The sequence below is a fragment of the Kocuria gwangalliensis genome (assembly GCF_039544365.1).
GTDB classification, from domain to species: domain Bacteria; phylum Actinomycetota; class Actinomycetes; order Actinomycetales; family Micrococcaceae; genus Kocuria; species Kocuria gwangalliensis.
This window is the reverse complement of the sequence record NZ_BAABLN010000071.1, coordinates 68574-89992: the sequence shown is the minus strand read 5'-3', so window position 1 is coordinate 89992 and position 21419 is coordinate 68574. Positions and strand designations below refer to the sequence as shown.

Sequence of the window (21419 nt, the reverse complement as noted above, 5' to 3'; positions counted from 1 at the left end):
TGACCTCTTTCTAAGGGGGTGTTCAATCCTGAATCTTGCTTCGATTCGAAGCGTACAGGGCGCGAACCGCCGCTTCGATGCGTTCGTTGAACCCAGTGACGGTTTCGTTTCCGCGCGCGCGCAGGGGCGCTCCCACAGCCACTACCACGGGTGGCCTACCGGGACGAGGCCAGCTCGAGTCCTTGGGCATGGCCTCGTGAGCACCGATCAACGCCACGGGCACCACGGGAACCTCGAGTGAAAGGGCCAGGCTGGCAGCGCCCACCTTGAAGGGCGCCATCTTGCCGGTCTTGGAACGCGTTCCCTCGGGAAAGATCAAGATGGGTATCCCCGCGGCCAGCAACTTCTTGGACAGCCCGCGGTTGGCGCCGGTTCCGACGCGGTCGATCGGGAAAGCATTGAAAATCAGCTGGGTGAACAGCTTCTTGTACCAGGCCGTGAAGAAGTAGTCGGCGGCCACACCCGTGGCAAGATCACGGGAGATGTAGTGGGGCACGCCGCTCATCACGAGCGGCGCGTCCAGGTGGCTCGAGTGATTGGCCACCACCACGCACCCGCCCTTGACCCCGTAGGCCGCGGGATCCACCACGTTGGTGCGGGTGATCAGGCGATTGACCAGGCCTTTGAAGAAGATCGTCTGCGCGAGCTTTCGCGCAATCCTGCGACCCACATGTGTGTAGTAGGCGGTGCCCACCTTTGCGGAATCGGCCGGCGGTGCGGAGGGTGCGGGGTCGGACTGGGCCACCGGCCCCTCGAGCGACTCCATGATCTGGGGGCGTTCCACCAGCTGGCGAGGGTGTTTGACGCGAGGGCGTCTGCTCTCACTCTGGGGAGGATCGGACTGCTTGTCGTCGGATGCCATGGGATCAGGCCGCCTTCTCGCGCTTGCGTGCCCCGGAGACCTGACGGGAGATCCAACGCACCGCGGGTCGCGGAAGGTGGCGCAGGGCCGTGTACACCGCCTTGTAGCGGACGGCGGGAATCGAGAGGACCTTGCCCCGGGCGACGTCGGCGAGGGCCTTGTCCGCGACGACGTCGGCGGTGAGCCACATGAAGTTCGGGATCGAGGACCCAGCGATGCCGGCGCGGCTGTGGAACTCCGTGCGCACCCAACCCGGCAGAACCGCGGTGGCCTGCACGCCCGTGCCGTGCAGCTCGACCGCCAGGGATTCCGTCATGGACGTGACGTAGGCCTTGATGGATGAGTACTCACCCATGGTGACGCACCCGGCAATGGAGGCGATATTGACGATCCATCCTGTGCCGCGCTGCGTCATGGAGCGACCGGCCGCGCCGGACAGCAGAGCCACGGCGCGGCACATGACATCCATGCCCGCGTCGTGCGGGGAGAAGTCATCGCTCAAAAAGGGGGTGCCCACCGAGAATCCGGCGTTGTTGATGAGTAGGTCCACGGGACGAGTCGTGTCCGCGAGTCGTTGGGCAACCCGTTCCACATCATGACGCTCGGACAGATCCGCCGCCATGACGTCCACGTGAATGCCGTGCTCACCGGCCAATTGTTCGGAAACTTCTCGGAGCCGATCTTCATTGCGGGCCACCAAGATCAGGTTGAAGCCCTTACGGGCTAACGAGCGTGCGAACGCGGCTCCCAGGCCTGACGTTCCACCGGTCACAAGAGCGGTAAGCATGCCACTAAGATACACTACGGTAGGCGTAGCGATTTGGGTTCATGACCCCCCACGAACACGCGCGTTCGCCCCGAATCATCGAGGAGGGACAGTGGCAGAGGACTCCTACCTGGCATTGCACCGACAGGGCAGGCTGTACGGGCCCACGGATCAGGAACTTGTCCTGCGAACCCCCTTCGAGGTCCAACAATTCACCATTGATGCGCAGGGCAGCCTGCGCGCAGAGATCGATACGAACGCCTTTCGGGAGAATCCGTTGAGCCCCGAGCGGCTCCGGGATCTGCGCTACCTGTGGGACGTCGAACGGTCCACCATGGGACACATCCGCCACGTGGTGGTCGGCTACACCAACAAGGAATCGCGTGTCGCCGCGTTCCTCACCACATGGGCCTACGAGCGCCACTGGATCGCCGATGCCTATCAGGCCGTCCTCGAAGCTCACGGGAAGGATCTTTCCGGCCCCGTGGACCAGGCCAACCTGTTCCCGGAGCGTGTCGAGCTGTTCCTGGAACACCTGGCGCCCATGACCGATTCCGTGTGGACCAATCTGTTCGGCGAAGATGTCGTGGCCGGGTACATGGCGCGTGGGTGGTCACGAGAGGCCAGTATGCGCGCCGCGCTCGCCGCTTTCGACGACGCCGCGAGCCACCCGGAGCTCTCGGCTCTTCTGAAGCGCGTGGTCGAGATCAAGACCGTCCACGAACGGTTCATCGCCGTCGAAACCAGTGAACGGGTGCGGCACTCACCACGGGCCGCCGCGTTTGCCCGCCGCTACGTGAAGATCGGCTTTAACCCGCTGCGACCGGTGGGGGCATCCAGGAAGAGCTTCCGAGAATTCATGCGGAACATTTGCCCCACCGTGCGGGAGGCCCGCCTGCTGCCGCACCGCGCGGACGATCCGTTGCAGTGCTCACCGGGGACGGCCGGTACGGAACCGCTGCGCCGAGCGCTCGAACGTGACCACGTGGTGAACCGTTAGGCTCTTCTCTACATCAATTGATCCACGGGCCGGTGGGAACTCGGCCTCATCTTCCCGCGACAACCGTGTCCGAGCATCCCTACCTCCGGAGGAACCCGTTGACCCAGACCACCACCAAGCGCGTCCTGCTCACGGGAGCCACGGGCTTCTTGGGGCAAGCAGTCCTGGAACGACTGCTGTCCAGCCACGAGGACATTCACGTGACCGCGGTGATCCGCGCCAAAGGGTCTTTGTCCGGTCAGGCTCGCCTCAAACAACTGTTGCGCAAGCCGGTGTTCAAGACGTGGCGTGAATCGGTGGGCAAGGAACGGGCGGAAGAGATCTTCACGGAACGCACAAGCGTTCTCGAGGGTGACCTCACGGGCTTGGCCGGTATCACCGAACCGTTCGACGTGGTGGTCCACTCCGCATCGACCGTGTCCTTCGACCCGCCCATTGACGAAGCCTTCAAGACCAACGTGGGCGGCGCCGTGGGCCTGTACGAATCCCTGCGCGCAACGGGCCAGGATCCGCACGTGGTGCACGTGTCAACGTGCTACGTGGGCGGTATCGCCAAGGGGTTGCGCCCCGAAGCGCCCGTGGATCACAACGTGGACTGGAACGTCGAGTTCGACGCCGCGGTTCGCGCCGCAGACACCGCTCAGGTGGAATCCCGCTCACCCGAACGGCTGCAGGCTTTCATCGAGAAGGCCACCTCCCAGTTCGGCAAGGAAGGCCCCAAGTCCGTAGCTCGCGCCGCGGAGGAAGCTCGGCAGGCATGGGTTCAGGAACGGCTGGTCGACCACGGCCGAACCCGTGCGCAGTCCTTGGGGTGGACCGACATCTACACCTTTACCAAGGCCCTGGGCGAACGAGTGGCGGAGGAGAAGTGGGCCGGCGCGGGTCACCAGCTGTCCATCGTGCGCCCGGCCATCATTGAGTCCGCCCTGCGCTACCCGTTCCCCGGCTGGATCGACGGCTACAAGGTGGCCGACCCCCTCATCATGGCCTACGCCAAGGGCGCGCTGCCCGAGTTCCCCGGTCTGCCGGATTCCGTGCTCGACGTGATCCCGGTTGATTTCGTGGTCAACGCGATCGTGGCCCTGGTCACCCAGGGGCACCGCGCGCCGTCGGGCGAGCTGACCGAAGAAACGGACATGGACCCGCAGGCCGCCTACTACCAGGTGTGCTCGGGTGCGTCGAATCCGCTGCCGTTCCACCAGATGTACGAGAACGTGCGTGAGTTCTTCCGCGCGCAGCCGCTCGAGGATTCCCACGGCAACCCCATTGCCGTTCCCGAGTGGAAGTTCCCGGCGAATAACGCGGTGGAGCGCGGGCTCGCTCTCAAGGAGAAATTGGCGGCGGCCGGCGGCAAGCTCAGCGCCGTCCTACCGGCCACAGCGCGGACCCGCGAGTGGACCAACTCCCTGCACCGGATGCAGGCGGGCCTGGGCTCACTGCGCACCTACGTGGACCTGTACCAGAACTACACGCGCACCGAGATGATCTTCGACGACACCCACACGCGCCAATTGGACCGGGCGCTACCGGAGTCCGCACCCGAGGACCAGCACTTCGACCCGCGGGCCATTGACTGGCGGGACTACTGGCAGAACGTGCACCTGCCCGCCCTCACCGAAATGACCCGCGCATACGGCCGGTTGAGGGCTGCCTCTCGCAAACGTGAAACCCGACCGCGCGCGCTCAAGTCCGGTACCGATGTGGTGGCGGTCTTCGACCTCGAGGGCACAGTGGTGTCCGGCAATATCATCACCCAGTACGCCAAGCTGCGCCGCAGGGAACTCAGCCCGATGCAGTGGCCCGGCGAGATCACCGAATTGCTCGGCAACGCACCCACGTACGTCAAGGCCGAGCGTCGAGACCGCGGAGAGTTCATCCGCGCGTTCCTGCGCCGCTACGAAGGCGTCTCCGTGGACCGCGTGGAGGAGCTCATGAACGGTTCCCTGGGCCGGGCCATGGAGAAGGGTCTGCGACCCGGTGCCCTCGCACGGATCGAAGAGCATCGCGCGGCCGGTCACCACACAGTATTGGTCACCGGCTCTCTCGACCTGCTGGTCAGTCCCATAACGCACCTGTTCGACCACGTGGTGGCGGGCCGGATGGAAGTGGCCGACGGCAAGCTCACCGGTTATCTCGCCACCCCGCCGCTCGTGGACGAGGCCCGCGCCCAGTGGCTCAAGCGCTACGCGGAGGAGAACGGATTCGACCTGAGCCGCTCCTACGGCTACGGAGACTCGGTGGCCGACGCCAGTTGGTTGTCCCAAGTGGCTCACGCACACGCCGTGAACCCCGATTTGCCCCTGTACCGGCGGGCGAAGAAATCGCACTGGCCCATTGAGGACTGGAGGAAAGCCTGAGCCATGGCCTTCAACATCGACAAGTTCGCAGAAACATCGCAGCGCGTGAAATGGGCCGACCTGGATATGGGTGAGTTCGTCACTCGTCCACTGCCCGAGGACACCCTGCGCTGCCTGCGGTACATGTGCGATGTGGAGTACCACACCGTGTGCTACATGCGTGACATGCTGGTGACTCCCTCGCACCAGGACAAGGACGTCTCCACGTTCATGACCATGTGGAACCGGGAGGAGTACTGGCACGGTGAAGCGCTGGCGGAGGTCCTGGGAGTCCACGGCATCGTGGTCGACTACGACGAGCTCAAGGCAAAGCGCATGAAACTCGGCTGGTCCGAGGCGCTCAAACCCCTTAAGCAGTCGTTACTGTCCAACATGGTCGGGGCCGATTTCATTGCGACTCACATGGCGTGGGGCGCGGCCAACGAATGGTCCGCGGTTGCCGCGTACCGGCGATTGGCGAACCTCGAGAAGCACCCCGTGCTGGCGGTGCTGCTCAAACGGATTGCCGCGCAGGAGTCGCGTCACGTGGCCTTTTATGCGACCCAGGCCCGACGGCGCCTGGAATCCTCTCGCAAGGCCCAGCGCCTCACGCGGTTCGCCCTGCGGAAATTCTGGGCCCCCGTGGGTTCGGGCGTCATGGACGCGGGCGAGGTGGATCACGTGATGGGCAAGCTTTTCGGCGGGGAGGACGGTGCCCATGAAATCGATCGGCTGGACCATAATATTGCCAGGTTGCCGGGCATGGACGGTCTGCGAATCTTCCACAACGCCACCGCTCATGCGCGCGCGGGCCACCGGGCGCAGACCGCCCCGGCTTGAGCATGGTGGTTGATTCCCCGGTCTCCCAGCGGGGCCCGGTTCCGGACCCTCGTACCGCTCGCACGGATCGGAAGATCCTGGCGGGTGCTTTGAAGTTGCTGCGAGAGTTCGGGCCTCAGAAGGTCACGATCGAGGCCGTTGCCGTGGTCTCCGGGGTGGCCAAGACCTCGATCTACCGCCGCTACAACAACAGCGACGAACTGCTGGAAGCCGTGCTGGAGCACGTCTATACCGGGCTGCCCCCGGTATCGCCCGGCTCGGGGGATTGGGAGGAGTCCGTGCGCTCGGCCATCGAGGTGTTGTTCGAGGACGTGGGTAAGGGGTTGGTTCTGACGCTTCTCCAGGACCCACACTCCACCACTTCGGAGGTCCTGCGGCGCAAAATTATCAGGCCCCGCATGGAACTCCTCAGGGACCTGCTGCGGCGTGACCAGGACCTCGGTCTGATTCGGGAGAACGTGGACCTGGACGTTGTCATTGATTTCATGCTGGGGGCCTCTTACGCGCACGTGGCGAGATATGGCAGCCTGGATGAGGCGTGGCCGAGTCGGGTCCACGCAACACTGGCCAATCTGGTGGCCGTCAAACCCACCGAATGATCGGGGTTGAAATCCCCGTGATCTCGGGGTCTTTTATGACAAGTATGACGACTGTGAAGTTTTGGGTCGGGCGTTTCGATCTCGACTCCGCCGACCTCTTACGGTGAGAGGCGTTACCGTTACCGCGGTGACTTCATTCTCTGACAGTCCAGGAGTATCGCGTGACATCGTCATCCACCGCCGCGCCCGCGGGGGCCGAGCAATCGGACCGACCGCCCGCCGAACCGGCTCGGCGCCCGGACGCATTGACCGTGGTCCCCGCACGCAATCCATGGCGTTGGGTGGGCACCGCGCTCGTGGCCGTGGTGCTGGTCGGTATCGGGTGGTCGCTGTTCACCAACCCGCGGTGGCAGTGGGACGTGGTTGCCGAATGGCTGACCGCCGAATCCGTGATCAATGCCCTGGGCAACACCTTGTTGCTCACGGCGATCGCGGCCGTGGGCGGATTCGTCCTGGGCTTCTTCCTCGCGCTGATGAGGATGTCCAGCTCGGGATTGCTGTCCTCGGTGGCGTGGTTCTACATCTGGATCTTCCGTTCGGTGCCGCTGCTGGTGCAGTTGCTGCTCTGGTACAACGTGGGGTACCTCTACGAGGTCATCAGCGTGGGCATTCCCGGAACGGACGTCATGTTCTTCCAGGCACCGACCACGGACATCGTCAACAAGTTCGGCGCCGCGGTCCTGGGCCTGACGTTGCATCAGGCCGCATACTCCGCGGAGATCATCCGCGGCGGCATTCTGGCGGTGGATCAAGGCCAACAGGAGGCGGCGGCGTCGTTGGGTATTCCGCGCTGGCGCCGGTCCACGCACATCGTGCTGCCCCAGGCGCTGCGCTCCATCCTGCCGCCGGCGTTCAACGAGATCATCAGCCTGGTCAAGGGCACCTCGGTGGTCTACGTGCTCGCGTACAACGAGCTCTTCTACACGATCCAGGTGATCTACGCCCGCACCAATGAGGTCATCCCCATGCTGCTCGTGGCCACGTTGTGGTACGTGATCATCACGACCGTCCTCAACATCATTCAGTACTACGTGGAGCGACACTTTGCGCGCGGTGCGGTGCGAACTCTTCCGCCCACGCCGCTGCAGCGGCTGCGTTCCCGCATTGGAGGCGCACGATGAGTTCCACCGCCAAGGACCAGAAGAAATCGCGGCGCCACGACGACCGGCCGTCCAAGGGACACGTGGTGATCGAGAACGTCTACAAATCCTTCGGGGACGTGCGGGTGCTCGAGGGCGTAAGCCTGGACATCAAACCCGGCGAGGTCGCCGCGATCCTGGGGCCCTCGGGATCCGGAAAGTCCACGCTGCTGCGCACGGTCAATCACCTGGAGAACATCGACGCGGGCCGCATCACCATCGACGGCAAAATGGTGGGTTATGAACAGCGCGGCGAGAAGCTTTACGAATTGCACGAGAAGGAGATCCTGCGTCGGCGCACGAACGTGGGCATGGTCTTCCAGCAATTCAATTTGTTCCCGCATCTGCGTGTTCTGGACAACGTGATGGAGGCACAGGTCTCCGCACTGGGGCGTTCCAAGGCCCAGGCGCGGGCCAAGGCCCGTGAACTTCTCAAGCGTGTGGGCCTGGAGGACAAGGAACTGGTGTTCCCCCGGCAACTCTCCGGTGGTCAGCAGCAGCGCGTGGCCATTGCGCGCACCCTCGCCCTGGACCCGGCCGTGGTGCTGTTCGACGAACCCACCTCGGCGTTGGATCCCGAGCTGGTCGGTGAAGTACTCGATGTGATCCGGGACCTCGCATCCCAGGGCGTGACCATGCTGGTGGTGACGCACGAGACGGGTTTTGCGCGCGACGTCGCCGATACCGTGATCTTCATGTCCGACGGCGTGGTGGTGGAGCAGGGACCACCGCGCGAGGTGTTCTCGGCACCGAAGCACGAGCGGACCCGGGCGTTCCTGGGGTCGGTCCTGGAACCGGCGTACAACCTGTGAACCGCGCCATGGACCGTCGCACGGTGCTGCGCGCGGCCGGACTGGGTGGCCTGGGACTGCTGAGTCTGGCCGCGTGCACCCAGCCCGAGCAGCCCCAGCCGACCCGCGAGGACGGCGTACCGTTCGACCTGAGTCCGGAACAGAACAGCCGGATCCGCTCCGACGTGGACCCTGCGGCGCGGGCCCTGCTGCCGGAGAACATCGCAGCCGGCGGTGTGCTCACGGTGGGAGTGCTCAACACCTCGCCGCCGCTTTCGTTCAGCGCGACCGACGATGTCACGCCAATTGGTTCCGAGGTGGACACCGCCTACCTCGTTGCCGACAAGTTGGGGCTCGAACTGAACCCACAGGTGACATCCTGGGAGAACTGGCCACTCAAACTCGGTGCCCACGAGTATCACGCGACGTTCGCGAACGTGGGTGTCACCGAGCCCCGGCTCAAGCTCTACGATTTTGCGACCTACCGCGCCGCCTACATGGGTTTCCTGGCTCGCAAGGGACAGGGACCGGTGGTGGAGTCCCCGGATGACATCTCGGGACGGAAACTCTCGGTGACACCGGGCACCAACCAGGAAAAAATCGTGATGGCGTGGAACGAGCAACTGGAGGCGCAGGGCAAGGAACCGGCCGCACTCGACTTGTATCTGGACAACACGAACGCGGTGCTCGCGCTTGCGGCCGGTCGTATCGATTACTACCTGTCGCCGTTTCCCACGGGCTCGTATTACGCGGCCACCCGCGACGACCTGGAGGTCAGGGGCAAGATCAGTGCCGGCTGGCCCAAATCCACCCTGGTCGCGGCGACGACCCTCAAGAACTCCGGTTTGGCCCGGCCTTTCCAAGCGGCGCTGCAATCGGCGATCACGTCCGGTGAATACCGTGCCGCACTCACGCGATGGGGATTGGGAGAGGAGTTCCTGCCGGAGTCCCTGATCGTCACCGAAGAGACCGGCATGCCCTAGGGTTACCGGGGCGCAGGCCTAGAAGACGTCCTTCTCGTCGGGGCGTGCCGACAGCTGTGACTTCACATAGTCCTTGACCGCCTTGGGTGTCGCAATGTCCTTACTCGCTTTCTCGGACATGAACCAACGGTGCTCCAGAACCTCGTGGACGATTTCCGCGGGTTCGAGCTTGCGCCGCATCTCGGCCGGAACCGCCTCCATGATGGGTACGAAGATCTCGCGCATCCACAGCTGGGCCGTGAGGTCCTCGGGAAGCCCCGGGTACAGGGCCTGCCCGAACTGTCCGATGTCCGTGAGGATGCGGCGCGCCTGATTCTCGTGGGTGTCCAACCCCGTGAGGTGCAGCAGTCGTCGCGCATGGTGGCCGGGTTCGACCACCCGGGGACGCAACCGCACCTGCCCCGAATCATCGGACTCCAGCGAGGCCTCCTCCACGTCGAAGCCCAGCTCATTGAGCCGCTCCACCCTGGCCTGCACCCGCCACCGCTCGTCCAGGGCGAAACTCTCCTCGGCGGTGAGTTCTTCCCACAGGTTGGTGTAGGTGCTGACCAGACGGTCCGAGATTTCGAACGGGTCGACGCCATCCGGGGTCATCCCAACCTGCTCGAGCCGGCGCTGCATGTCCTCACCGGCCAGCAGGTCCATGATCTCGCCCGCCACATTGGTGCGGGCCAGCTCGATGTCGTAGTCACGCTGACCGCGAGAGAGTTCATTGTGGATCTCACCGGTTTCGGCATCCACGAGGTACGCGGCGAAATGCCCCGCGTCGCGGCGGAACAACGTGTTCGACAGGGACACATCACCCCAGTAGAACCCGGACAGGTGCAACTGGACGATCAGGGACGCCAAGGCATCCACCAGCAGCTCGACCGTCTGCGGCGAGGGGACTTGTTCGAAGATCGCCCGGTAGGGCAGGGAAAAGCTCAGGTGATCCGTCACGAGCGCGGCGGGTAATTCCTCGCCCTCCGCGGTCAACCGGTTGGTGACCACCGAGTCCGGCGTGACCGAGGGCGTGCCCATGCGCAACAGCCGCCGCAACAGTCCGTACTCCCGCTGCGCGTAGTGGGGCGTGGTTTCCTTGACCGCCACCACCTTGGAACCCACGTGCGCGAAGCGCACCACGTGGCGCGAGATCCCGCGGGGATACGCGGCCAGCACCTCGGGCGGCCACTCCTCGAGGGGAACGTGCCACGGCAGATCCAACAGGGCCGGGTCCGGGAACGCGGTGCTGATCGAGACCCGCCGGGAACCGGGGGATACGGGGGAATCGAGAGGTTGTGCCGGGGAGGCGTTCATGTCACTTGATGCTAGTCACCACACGCGCTCGTTGGTCGGCGAAAACGCTCAAAAGGTCGGCGAGTTCTTCCGGCCCACTGACGCGTTGACGCGCCGCGGACTCCTTTTCGCCCACTTTGATCCCCAGATCGTCCACGGTCAGCACCGCCATGGCATCTTCATCGGTGACGTCGTCACCGGCGAAAACAATGACGTCCGGTGACGCGGCGGCCCTGATGATTCTCAGCCCGTCCCCTTTGGTCGCGCTCAGCACCGAGCACTCCACCACTTGCTGCCCGGGGGTGATCCGCAAACCGGCCAGCTCCGAATAGGCGCGAGTCATCTCCGCCAACGCCTGTTCCGAAACCCTCTGGTCCTTGATCGGCCGGGTGTGAAAACACACTCCGGCTGGTTTCAGTTCGGCGCGGGAGCCAGGATATTGGGACACCAGCCTCTCGGTCGCGTCCACCGCACGGTCCAGGAGGTTCAGCTGCTCAACCGTCAAATGAATGTCGTGCTCGGCGTCCTCCGGCAGATCCGGCAGCGCAGTCAAGTCCAGTTCCGCACCGTGAGAGCCCGACAACACCATGCGGCGAGCGGGATCGACCACGGCGCGCAAGAACTCAAGCGGCCTGCCGGAAATGATCGCGACCGTGGTGCGAGGCAGATCAGCGAGAGTGTCCAGCGCCTCGCGAGCAGCGGGGAGGGGACGGGAATCCGCGGGGTCTTCCGTGAAGGGGGCCAGGGTGCCGTCGAAATCCAAAGCAATCAAGAGGTGATCCGCGCCGGCGGTGCGGGCCAAAGCATCACTGAGCGTTTCGGTCATTGGTTTCACTCCCTACCGATTGCCGGCCGTACGAGGCGAGGTCCTCGAGGAAACGCTGGGACCAGTCCACGACATCGTGGGTGAGCACTTGACGGCGCATGGAACTCATACGTTTCTTGGCCTCCGAACCGGGCATGTCGCGGGCGTAGAGCATTGCCTCCTTGAGCCCGTCAATATCGTGCGGATTGACCAGGATGGCCTGCTTGAGTTGTTCGGCTGCACCCGTGAACTCGGAGAGCACCAATGCTCCCGAGCGATCCTGCTTGGCGGCCACGTACTCCTTGGCCACCAAATTCATCCCGTCGCGCAACGCGGTCACGAGCATGACGTCCGCGGCCATGTACAGGGCCACCATTTCCTCGAACGGGTAGCCGTGGTGCAGATACCGAACGGCAGTGTTGGCCATGGTGTCGAATTGGCCGTTGATCCGCCCCACTATGCCCTCCACCTGCTCGCGCAACTGGATGTAGGAGTCCACGCGCTCGCGAGACGGGCTGGCCACCTGGATCAAGGCGGAGTTCTCGACCGACAGCTTCTCGTCCTCGAGGAGCTCACCGTAGGCCTTGATGCGATGCAGAATGCCCTTGGTGTAGTCCAGTCGGTCCACCCCCAGGTAGACGGTCTCCGGGTTGCCCAGTTCCTGCCGGATCTCCTTGGCGCGTTTCCTGGTCGCCGGGTCCGACGCCAGTTCCCGGATCGCCTCCACATCAATGGAGATGGGATAGGCGGCGGCGTGAACGGTCCACGACGTCCGCCGACCCTCGCGGTCGCTCGTGGCCCGGCCCGGCCCCGACGACGACGCCGCGGCGTCGTCGGCGATGGTTGTCTCGGTGAATTCGGCGGCGCCGTTGGTGAAGCGGACGCCCAGGAACTTACGCACGCACCGTTGGAAGTTCTGGGCGTCGCCGGGGCGCTGGAACCCGATCAGGTCCGCCCCGGTGAGACCTTCCAGGACGGCCCTACGCCACGGTAGCTGCGAGTAGATCTCCGTGGGAGGGAACGGAATGTGATTGAAGAAACCGATGGTGACGTCCGGACGGAGCCTGCGAAGCATGCGCGGCACCAACTGGAGTTGGTAGTCCTGAACCCACACCGTGGCTGCGGGGGCTGCCGTTTCAGCGGCCATGCGGGCGAAGCGTTCATTCACACGGCGATAGGCGTACCACCAGGTTCGGTGGAACTCGGGTTGGGCGATCACGTCGTGATAGAGCGGCCACAGCGAGGCATTGGAGAAGCCTTCGTAATACCGCTGGACCTCGAGCCCGGACAGTTCCACGGGAACCAGGTGGAACACATCGTGATCAAAGGGCTCAAGGGTTTCGTCCGGGGCGCCGTGCCATCCGATCCAGGCGCCGTCGCGCTTGGCCATGACCGGGGCCAGCGCGCTCACCAGGCCACCGGGGGAACGGCGCCACGCGCTGTTGCCGTTCTCATCGATGTCACGGTCCACGGGGAGCCGGTTGGACACCACCACGAAGTCGTACCCCTCCCGAGGTACCTCCACCTGGTGATCGGATTGGTCTGCTGGCACAACGAGCTCCTTCCGCCCACGGGTTAGGGTTCGTGACCATTCTAAGGTTGCGTACTAACTCTTGGGCTGGGCAGAGAAAAGTGCGACCGGATATGAAGCGGCCATTTTCTGAGCAACTCCTGAATCGTGGTGGCAGTGGGGTCCGGGTAATCTGAACGGGACACAGCAATTGACCGGAAGGAATCACGGACTCCATGGCTTCCCAGAAAAACTCGGCCGGATCGTCGACCGCGGACCAGGCACGAGAACGTGCCCGTCAGATCGCCGACCGCGAGGCTCGTAAGTCCAATGGCAAGCCCAAGGGTCTGATCGCGGGCATCATTGCCTTGCTGCTGGTGATCGGGCTGATCATTGCGCTGGTGATCTGGCAGAACAACAAGAACACGATTCCCGAGGCCGGGCCGGTTCCCGCCAGCGCCAATCAGTACGGCGGTATCCAGCTCAACGAGTCGCAGATCCTGCAGGACACCTCAGACGTGGACGAGCGCGACATCAGTGATGTGCCCCCGCGTCCGGACACCGTGGACGAGTCCAAAACCCCGCCGGGCATCGTGAACGCCAGCGAGGCCAAGGACAACGACGAACCGGTGCAGCTCGTGGTTTTCCAGGACTTCGAATGCGTGCACTGTGCTGAGTTCGAGGCCGAAAACTCCGATCTGATCAAAGAAAAGGTGCTCTCCGGGGACGTGACCTTGGAAAACCGCAACCTGAACTTCCTGGACAGCGGTAGCCCCGACGCCTACTCCTCGCGCGCCTCCAACGCCGCCTACCTGGTGGCCGAGCAGGTCGACCCCGAGCAGTACATGGACTTCACCCAGGAAATCTTCTCCCACCAGGGCACCGGTGGTTTGAGCAACGACGAGATCGCTGAGATCGCGTCCAAGCACGGCGCCGACGTGAGCGCCGATCAACTGGGCGAGAACACCTACCGGCCCATGATCAACATCATGGCCCAGGAGTCCGTTGCGAACGGGATCGCCGGCACACCCACCATTTTCGTGGACGGCGAGCGCTACGCCCAGGGTGATTTCGAGAAGGCCCTCAACGACGCCATTGAGGCCAAGAAATAAAATCGAATACAGGTTCACCGACGGTCTTCGAACGTCGCTGAAGCGGGTCCGGCACCACAGGGTGCGGGCCCGCTTGTTCATTGTCACCGTGATGTGGGTATCATAGACTGAAAATCCGCTCAGGCGGTTTCACTAGTGGCATCGTGCAAAGGAGCATGAGGATGAGTTCAACTTTCCAAGCAGCTGTGGTTCACAATTTCGGTGATGAACTCACCATTGACGAAGTCGAGATTCCCCAACCGGGGCCGGGGCAGGCACTCGTCAAATTGATCGCGTCCGGTGTTTGCCACACGGACCTGCATGCGGCCCAGGGCGACTGGCCGGTGAAGCCCACCCTCCCTCTCATTCCCGGACACGAGGGCGTGGGAACCGTGGTCTCCGTGGGGGAAGGAGTGGATGACCTCAAGGAGGGTGACCTGGTAGGTAACGCCTGGCTGGGCAGTTCCTGCGGCAACTGCCAGTACTGTCGGGCCGGGTGGGAGACCTTGTGCGAGGAACAAACCAACTCGGGATATTCGTCCAACGGTTCATTTGGTGAGTACATGCTGGTGGACGCCAAATTCGCGGCCCGCATTCCCGAGGAGGCAGATCCATACGAAGTGGCGCCGGTCCTGTGCGCCGGGGTCACCGTGTACAAGGGACTCAAGGAAACCGAGGTGCGGCCCGGTGAATGGGTCGTGATCTCCGGAATCGGTGGCCTGGGCCACCTTGCCGTGCAGTACGCCGTGGCCATGGGCATGCGGGTCGCCGCGGTGGATGTCGCCGACGACAAGCTCGCGTTGGCCAAGAAGCACGGCGCCGAAGTCCTGGTGAACGCGTTCGCGGCGGATCCGGTCGAGACCATTCAACGGGAGATCGGCGGCGCCCACGGTGTGCTGGTTACCGCCGTGCACCCTGATGCCTTCGGCCAGGCCATCGGCATGACACGACGCAGGGGAACCATCGTGTTCAACGGCCTGCCCCCGGGAGAGTTCCCCGCGCCCATTTTCGACATCGTGCTCAAACGACTCACGATTCGCGGTTCCATTGTGGGTACCCGTAAGGACATGGAGGAGGCCCTGGATTTCTACTCCCGCGGCCTGATCCACCCCACGTTCCATACCCGTGAGCTCGGGGAGATCAACCAGATCTTCGACGAGATGCACCACGCCAAGATCGACGGCCGCGTGGTGATCAAGTACCAGTAGGCTGCTGGTCTATTCGGTGGGCAGGGCCGGGCGCGCCAGAATTTCGGTGTGCAGCATCGCAAACCACGCGTCCGGCTCTTTCGACCAGACCTCCCACGCCGCGGATATCCCGTCGAGTTCCGGCTGCGTACTCAGTCCCAGCTCGAGGGCCCGGTCCCCGTACGACGACGCCCGCACCCGGTCAGCCCACGACTCACCCCACCAACGGGTGGCCCGTGCCGAGGCGTAGCTCCACGACGACGTCGTGACCCTCGTCTCTCGCAAACCCGCCATGCGCGCCCATGACTTCAAGTGCCGGCCAGCATCCGGTTCGCCTCGATTGGCCCGCGCCATGGAGCGGTAGAGCTCGAGCCACCGACTCAGTCCCGCGGATTGCGGGAACCAGGCCATGGATGCGTAGTCCGCGTCCCTCACCGCGATCAAACCGTTCGGGGTGCACACCCGTGACATCTCCCGCAGGGCGGCCACGGGATCGGGTAGATGCTGAAGGACCTGATGGGCGTGCACGATGTCAAAGCTGCCGTCCTCGAAGGGAAGGGCGTAGACATCGGCGATCCGGAAAATGACGTTGGGCAACCCCCGCTCCCGGGCGGCGTCGGCGGCGGAAGTGATGGCCTCAAGCGACTGGTCCATGCCGATCACCCTGCCCGGGGCCACCGTCTCAGCGAGGTCCAGGGTGATGGATCCCGGCCCACAACCAATATCCAGTAGGGATACGCCGGGGCTGAGCTCGGGCAACAGGTAGGCCGCGGAATCCGCAGCCCGCCGGGTGCCGTGGGACGCCAGGACCGAGGGCGCATGACCGTGAGAGTAGAAGCTCATGGCAACGGTCTACCATTTGCCCACAGTGGATAGAAGTACCGCCCGGATGCTGGGACGAGCCTCCGGGCGGTGCGATGGTGGAGCCCCCTGCCGGATTCGAACCGGCGACCCTCTGTTTACAAGACAGATGCTCTGGCCATCTGAGCTAAGGGGGCGTGCCCGTTGCCGAGCGTCGGGGCGCGGCGGTGGGACCGCTCCATGGTACTGGACAACTCCGGTTTGGCCGAACCGCAAGCCATTGGTGAGAGCTCAGCAGCACCGAGGACTCCCGTACTTAGTAAGGAATTACTCACTATCGGGTGGCACTCAAACGTGCTTTCATAATGGGCATGGAAATCAAGGGAAAACTTGCCCAAGCCATCAACGATCAAATCACCATGGAGCTGCAGGCCACCGTCGTGTATCGCCAGCTCGCCATTGAAATGGACGTTGCGAGCCTGCCCGGATTCGCTCAATGGTTCCGCGCCCAGGCAGCCGAAGAAATCACGCACGCGGAGAAGTTCATCGACCACATGGTCGACCGCGGCGGGGATCCGCAAATCGGTGACATGGCCGGGCCCAACATCCAGGACAAATCGGTCCTGGGTTGCTTCGAGTCCGCCCTCAATCACGAGCGCAGGGTCTCCGAGTCCATCCGCAACCTGTACCGTCTGGCCCAGGAAGAGGGCGATATCGACTCCATGCCGCTGCTGCACTGGTTCATCAGTGAGCAGGTCGAGGAAGAAGCCACCGTGGAGGGAATCTGCGATCAGGTGCGCCTGGTCCACAATGATGGCCCGGGTCTGCTCCGTTTGGACACCGAACTCGGTTCTCGTAAGGCCCCGGCCGGCGCATAGCTCAACGACATGTGGGCTGAGCGTTGCAGGGCCGACACCGCGGAGTCGCGGTGTCGGCCCTTCGTCGTTTCCGTCTCGGTTAGTCCAGTGGGTGTGCCCGAGGTGGTCGGATCGGTTACTCCTGCGTGATGTCCACGTCCGCCTGCTCCTGGCGGCCGAAGGCCCACAACAGCAACTCGGACGGTTCACCGCGTACGAGATCCACGTGACGGGCGGAACGCTTACCGCCGCGCACGGCACCGAAGCCATTGGCCAATAACACCACCGAATTGGACTCCTTGCGCAGCATGGCAGGACCCATGAGCTTGAGGATGTTCCAGAGATCCTTCTGCTCGTCGTGGAGCAATTGACGCGCGTGCCACTGCGGCTGGGCGCGGCGGACGTCCTCGTGGTGGACAAAGAACTCGCCGGTGTTCATGCGCTTGTCCACGGGTGACCAGCGGCCGGGCGAGTGCAGTGGCGGGCGCTCCACCAGATCCACCAGTTCTTCCCAGGGCATGTCGTTGTACTTGTTCTCGACGGTCTTCAAGTGGGAACCCAGCACCGGAAGCTTGGGGGCGAAGATGCCCACGGCGGCATCGGGGCGGCCATCACGAATGACCAGGTGGACCGCCAGATCGCGCGCGTTCCAACCCTCGCACAGGGTGGGTGCCTCGGGACCTACGCGGCGCAGCAGAGCGGCCAAGTGGCGGCGTTCGACATTGGCAAAGTTAGTCATGAAGTATCCGTTCTAGCGGTGCGTACGGTCAGCTTCCACGGTAGACGCGCGGGGTGCTGATTTCTAGCGACTGTCCGTCGGTGCTTCCTGGGTAGTCTGCTGCCCGAGTGCCTGTTGCGGATGGTCGGCCGGCGCTTTCGCAGCGTTGAACTGCGAATCGTAAAGATCAGAGTAATGACCGCCCATGGCAATCAGGTCATCGTGAGACCCCTGTTCAACGATCTCGCCGGAATCCATGACCAGAATGGTGTCCGCATCGCGGATCGTGGACAACCGGTGGGCAATCACGAACGAGGTTCGCTGGGCTCGCAGCGCGGCCATTGCGTGCTGCACCAACAGTTCCGTGCGGGTGTCCACGGACGACGTCGCTTCGTCCAGGATCAGCAACGACGGCTGCGCCAGAAATGCGCGGGCAATGGTGATCAACTGCTTCTCGCCCACGGAGATGCTCCCGCCCTCGTCATCGATCAATGTGTCGTACCCGTCGGGAAGGGCGCGCACGAAACGATCGACATACGTGGCCTTGGCGGCCTCGATGACCTCCTGGTCGGTTGCCTCCTGGCGGCCGTAACGAATGTTCTCCATGATGGTGCCCGAGAACAACCATGCGTCCTGAAGCACCATGCCGACCTGAGAACGCAGCTCCTCACGGGACAGATCCCGGATGTCGATTCCGTCCAGGGTGATACGTCCCCGGTCGATCTCGTAGAAACGCAGGATCAAGTTGACCAGCGTGGTCTTCCCGGCACCCGTGTGACCCACGATCGCCACGGTGTGACCCGGGCGTGCCTCGAAGGAGAGGCCCTGGATGAGTGGCTGAGCGCCCTGAGCGAGTGCTTGCTTGTCGTAGGAGAAGCTCACGTTCTCGAACCGCACGTGACCATTGGTCCGCGCAGGAAGCTCGCGGGTGGCGGTTTCCGGATCCTGCTCCCGCGCGTCGAGTAGTTCGAAGGTGCGTTCGGCGGAGGCCACACCGGACTGCAACTGGGTGGCCATCCCGGCCACTTGCGACAGAGGTTGGGTGAACTCTCGCGAGTACTGGATGAACGCCGTGGCGTCACCCAGGGTCATTTGCCCGGTCGCTACGCGGAGACCACCGAGCACGGCGATCCCCACGTAGGAAAGGTAGGAGACGAACTGCATGATCGGCATGATGGTTCCGGACATGAACTGCGCTCCGAACGAGGCCTTGAACAGTTTGTCGTTGCGCTCGTCGAAGGTGGCGTCCATGTCGTGTTGTCGGCCGTACGCATGGACCAGTTCATGACCGGAGAAGGACTCTTCCACGTGGCCGTTGAGATGACCCGTGGCTTCCCATTGCTGGGCATAAAGCTTTTGCGCGCGGGTGCCGATGAAGGCGGCGGCCACCGCGGACAGGGGCAGGGCAATCATGGCCACCAAGGCCAACTGCCAGGAGACGACGAACATCATCACGGCGATCCCGATCACCGTGAGCACACTCTGGACCAGTTGGGAAAACGCTTGCTGCAGGGCGGTCTGAATATTGTCCACGTCGTTGGTTACGCGGGACATCACGTCCCCGCGCTGGCGGGAATCGAAGTAGCTCAGGGGCAGGGCATTGATCTTTCGCTCCACCTCGCCGCGCAGGTTGTACACCACGCGCATCACCACGATGTTCAGGACGTAGCCCTGCAACCACATGAGCAGGGACGCAATCGCGTACATGCCCAGTACCGTGAGAATCAACGTGCCCAGCAGGGTGAAGTCCACACCCTGGCCCGGTACCAAGTTCATGGCCGACAGCATCTCCGCCAGGTTGTCCTGCCCTTGCGCTCGCAGACCGTCAACGATTTGTGACTTGTCGGCGCCTTCGGGAAGCTGCCGACCGATCACGCCGGCAAAAATCACGTCCATGGCGCGGCCCAGCACGCGTGGTGCGTACACGCTGAGCATCACTGAGATGATCACGGCCGAAAAGACCACGGTCAATGCCAGTTTGTGAGGGAAAAGCAGCTTGACCAGGCGGGTTGCGGAGGGCCAGAACTCGCGCGGTTTCTTGGCGGGTTCCTGCATGTCGCTCATCGCGAACCTCCCAAGCTCTGTTCCGCGCTGAGCTGTGACTCGACAATTTCGCGATAGGTCTCGCTGGAATCCAGCAGTTCTTGATGTGTGCCGCGGGCGGTGATCCGACCGTGTTCGAGGACCAGAATTTGATCAGCGCCGGTGATCGTGGAGACGCGCTGGGCGACCGTGATCACGGTGGAATTGCGGGTCACCGCTCGCAGTGCCTCGCGAAGTTTCATGTCCGTGGTGACATCCAGTGCGGAGAACGAGTCGTCAAATACGTACACCCTCGGATCGGTGACGATGGCTCGGGCGATACACAGGCGTTGCCGCTGTCCACCGGAGACATTGGTGCCTCCCTGCGAAATGGGCGAGGCCAATCCCTGGGGCTTCTCGCGCACGAATTGGTCCGCCTGCGCCACGGTGAGGGCGTCCCACAATTCCTCGTCCGTTGCGTCCTGGCGACCGAACCGCAGGTTGGAAGCAATGGTGCCCGAGAAGAGGAACGGTTTCTGAGGCACGAGCCCCACGCTCGAGGCCAACTCCTGGGGCGGATACTCGGTCAGGGCGACGCCGTCCAGGGTGACCTTGCCGGCTGCCGGGTCGAACAATCGCGGGATCAGGTTGATGAGCGAGGACTTGCCCGATCCGGTGGCGCCGATGATGGCCAGGGTCTGTCCGGGGACGGCCGAGAAGCTGATCCGGTCCAGCACCGGTACCTCCGCACCGGGGTACTGGAAGGTGACGTCGCGAAATTCCAATCGACCGTGGCGATCCGAGGGGTCCACGGGGTGAGTCGGGGCCTGCATGGTGGGCGCGGTGTCGAGCACCTCGGTGATGCGCTCGGCGCAGACCACCGCGCGGGGCACCATCATCATCATGAAGGTCCCCATCATGACCGCCATGAGGATCTGCAACAGGTACTGCAGGAACGCGGTGAGGGACCCCACTTCGATCAGACCCTGATCCACGCGGTGGCCGCCGAACCATAGGACGGCGGCGGTGGCGATGTGCATGATCATGTTGATGATGGGGAACATGAGCACGAACAGTGAACCGATCTGCACGGAAATGTCCGCGAGCTGCCGGTTGGCGCGAGCAAAACGTTCGGTCTCGTGGCGTTCTTTGACGAAGGCGCGAATCACACGGATGCCGGTGATCTGCTCGCGCAGCACACCGTTGATGCCGTCGATGCGGTCCTGCATGATGCGGAACCACGGCATCAGTTTGGCCACGATGGCACCCAGAAGGACCCCCATGACGGGGATGGACACCCACACGAGCCATGAGAGCCCCGGGTCTTCCCGCAGCGCCATGACAATGCCGCCCACGCACATGATGGGAGCCATGACCATGAAGTTGAGGCCCATGAGCGTGAGCATCTGGATCTGTTGCACGTCATTGGTGTTGCGGGTGATGAGCGTGGGCGCACCGAATTTGCCCACTTCTCGAGCGCTGAAGGATCCCACGTGACGGTAAACCGAGCGGCGGACGTCCCGGCCCAGACCCATGGCGGCCCGGGAACCGCAGTAAACGGCGATCACGGCCGCGATGACCTGGACGAATGCGACACCGAGCATCACGGCACCGGTGCGCCAAATGAAATCGGTGTCACCGCGGGCCACACCCTGATCAATGATTCGGGCGTTGAGGCTCGGTAGATACAGAGTGGCGATGGTGGCCGTCAACTGGAAAATCAGTACGGCGATGATCCAGGGCCGGTAGGCGCGGGAATAGGTGCGCAATAAACGCAGCAGCATGTGGGGTCCTGACTGTGTTCCTAGCGAGCGACGCTCGGCTATCTCACACAGGA

19 protein-coding genes and 1 tRNA gene are annotated in these 21419 nt (G+C 63.5%); 10 read left to right on the top strand and 10 right to left on the bottom strand.

Annotated features, from left to right (window positions below; translation table 11 throughout):
* Positions 1 to 22: 22 nt before the first annotated feature.
* Together ABEA06_RS14475 and ABEA06_RS14470 are read right to left on the bottom strand one after the other, a co-directional pair.
* Positions 23 to 862 (bottom strand): lysophospholipid acyltransferase family protein, encoded by an 840-nt coding sequence (locus tag ABEA06_RS14475; RefSeq protein ID WP_345311958.1) that lies wholly within the window; start codon positions 860 to 862, stop codon positions 23 to 25.
* A 4-nt stretch (positions 863 to 866) separates the two neighbouring features.
* Entirely contained in the window at positions 867 to 1649 is a 783-nt protein-coding gene (locus ABEA06_RS14470) for an SDR family NAD(P)-dependent oxidoreductase (RefSeq protein WP_303382826.1), read from the bottom strand.
* 91 nt (positions 1650 to 1740) lie between these two features.
* Between ABEA06_RS14470 and ABEA06_RS14465 the strand changes: the two genes are divergently transcribed.
* The 7 genes from ABEA06_RS14465 to ABEA06_RS14435 all read left to right on the top strand — a co-directional run bounded on the left by ABEA06_RS14465 (position 1741) and on the right by ABEA06_RS14435 (position 9316).
* The gene (locus ABEA06_RS14465) at positions 1741 to 2628 is read left to right on the top strand and encodes a hypothetical protein (RefSeq protein ID WP_345311957.1); all 888 of its coding nucleotides are present in this window, start codon (positions 1741 to 1743) and stop codon (positions 2626 to 2628) included.
* A 98-nt stretch (positions 2629 to 2726) separates the two neighbouring features.
* Complete coding sequence (locus ABEA06_RS14460; RefSeq protein WP_303382828.1) at positions 2727 to 4985, top strand: HAD-IB family hydrolase; 2259 nt, start codon at positions 2727 to 2729, stop codon at positions 4983 to 4985.
* Between the two features lie 3 nt (positions 4986 to 4988).
* Positions 4989 to 5804, top strand: a complete 816-nt coding sequence (locus ABEA06_RS14455; protein ID WP_312395860.1) for a ferritin family protein — start codon at positions 4989 to 4991, stop codon at positions 5802 to 5804.
* Positions 5805 to 5806: 2 nt separating this feature from the next.
* The gene (locus ABEA06_RS14450; RefSeq protein ID WP_303382973.1) at positions 5807 to 6403 is read left to right on the top strand and encodes a TetR/AcrR family transcriptional regulator; all 597 of its coding nucleotides are present in this window, start codon (positions 5807 to 5809) and stop codon (positions 6401 to 6403) included.
* Between the two features lie 161 nt (positions 6404 to 6564).
* Positions 6565 to 7524 carry an amino acid ABC transporter permease gene (locus tag ABEA06_RS14445; protein WP_345311956.1) on the top strand — a complete coding sequence of 320 codons (960 nt, stop codon included), beginning with the start codon at positions 6565 to 6567 and terminating at the stop codon, positions 7522 to 7524.
* Positions 7521 to 8354, top strand: coding sequence for an amino acid ABC transporter ATP-binding protein (locus tag ABEA06_RS14440; protein WP_303382967.1), 834 nt, complete (start codon positions 7521 to 7523; stop codon positions 8352 to 8354). Before ABEA06_RS14445 ends, ABEA06_RS14440 begins: the two co-directional genes overlap by 4 nt.
* 8 nt (positions 8355 to 8362) lie before the next feature.
* Entirely contained in the window at positions 8363 to 9316 is a 954-nt protein-coding gene (locus tag ABEA06_RS14435) for a transporter substrate-binding domain-containing protein (protein ID WP_345311955.1), read from the top strand.
* Between the two features lie 18 nt (positions 9317 to 9334).
* Here the strand turns inward: ABEA06_RS14435 and ABEA06_RS14430 are convergent, their stop codons facing one another.
* From ABEA06_RS14430 to ABEA06_RS14420, 3 genes are read right to left on the bottom strand one after another with little or no spacing between them, the layout of a single operon-like run.
* Positions 9335 to 10612 carry a DUF4032 domain-containing protein gene (locus ABEA06_RS14430; RefSeq protein WP_303382969.1) on the bottom strand — a complete coding sequence of 426 codons (1278 nt, stop codon included), beginning with the start codon at positions 10610 to 10612 and terminating at the stop codon, positions 9335 to 9337.
* A 1-nt stretch (position 10613) separates the two neighbouring features.
* Positions 10614 to 11417 carry a trehalose-phosphatase gene (gene otsB / locus ABEA06_RS14425; RefSeq protein ID WP_303382970.1) on the bottom strand — a complete coding sequence of 268 codons (804 nt, stop codon included), beginning with the start codon at positions 11415 to 11417 and terminating at the stop codon, positions 10614 to 10616.
* Positions 11398 to 12948, bottom strand: coding sequence for an alpha,alpha-trehalose-phosphate synthase (UDP-forming) (locus tag ABEA06_RS14420; protein WP_345311954.1), 1551 nt, complete (start codon positions 12946 to 12948; stop codon positions 11398 to 11400). The genes otsB and ABEA06_RS14420 overlap by 20 nt, the downstream gene beginning before the upstream one ends.
* Before the next feature lie 194 nt (positions 12949 to 13142).
* Here ABEA06_RS14420 and ABEA06_RS14415 point away from each other — a divergent pair, with 194 nt between their 5' ends.
* On the top strand, positions 13143 to 14018 hold the full coding sequence (locus ABEA06_RS14415) for a DsbA family protein (protein ID WP_345311953.1): 876 nt from the start codon (positions 13143 to 13145) through the stop codon (positions 14016 to 14018).
* 161 nt (positions 14019 to 14179) lie between these two features.
* Positions 14180 to 15205 (top strand): alcohol dehydrogenase AdhP, encoded by a 1026-nt coding sequence (gene adhP, locus ABEA06_RS14410; RefSeq protein ID WP_345311952.1) that lies wholly within the window; start codon positions 14180 to 14182, stop codon positions 15203 to 15205.
* 9 nt (positions 15206 to 15214) lie between these two features.
* Here adhP and ABEA06_RS14405 read toward each other — a convergent pair whose 3' ends face one another.
* Complete coding sequence (locus ABEA06_RS14405; protein WP_345311951.1) at positions 15215 to 16027, bottom strand: methyltransferase domain-containing protein; 813 nt, start codon at positions 16025 to 16027, stop codon at positions 15215 to 15217.
* A gap of 78 nt (positions 16028 to 16105) precedes the next feature.
* Positions 16106 to 16182: transfer RNA gene (locus ABEA06_RS14400), tRNA-Thr, on the bottom strand.
* A gap of 174 nt (positions 16183 to 16356) precedes the next feature.
* Here ABEA06_RS14400 and ABEA06_RS14395 point away from each other — a divergent pair.
* Positions 16357 to 16863 (top strand): ferritin, encoded by a 507-nt coding sequence (locus ABEA06_RS14395; RefSeq protein WP_345311950.1) that lies wholly within the window; start codon positions 16357 to 16359, stop codon positions 16861 to 16863.
* Positions 16864 to 16978: 115 nt separating this feature from the next.
* On the opposite strand, the gene ABEA06_RS14390 is transcribed toward ABEA06_RS14395, so the two are convergent.
* The 3 genes from ABEA06_RS14390 to ABEA06_RS14380 all read right to left on the bottom strand — a co-directional run bounded on the left by ABEA06_RS14390 (position 16979) and on the right by ABEA06_RS14380 (position 21366).
* A complete protein-coding gene (locus tag ABEA06_RS14390) occupies positions 16979 to 17581 on the bottom strand; it encodes a TIGR03085 family metal-binding protein (RefSeq protein ID WP_345311949.1) in 603 nt (200 codons plus the stop codon).
* 63 nt (positions 17582 to 17644) lie between these two features.
* On the bottom strand, positions 17645 to 19624 hold the full coding sequence (locus ABEA06_RS14385) for an ABC transporter ATP-binding protein (RefSeq protein ID WP_345311948.1): 1980 nt from the start codon (positions 19622 to 19624) through the stop codon (positions 17645 to 17647).
* Positions 19621 to 21366, bottom strand: coding sequence for an ABC transporter ATP-binding protein (locus ABEA06_RS14380; protein ID WP_345311947.1), 1746 nt, complete (start codon positions 21364 to 21366; stop codon positions 19621 to 19623). Before ABEA06_RS14380 ends, ABEA06_RS14385 begins: the two co-directional genes overlap by 4 nt.
* Between the last annotated feature and the right edge of the window lie 53 nt (positions 21367 to 21419).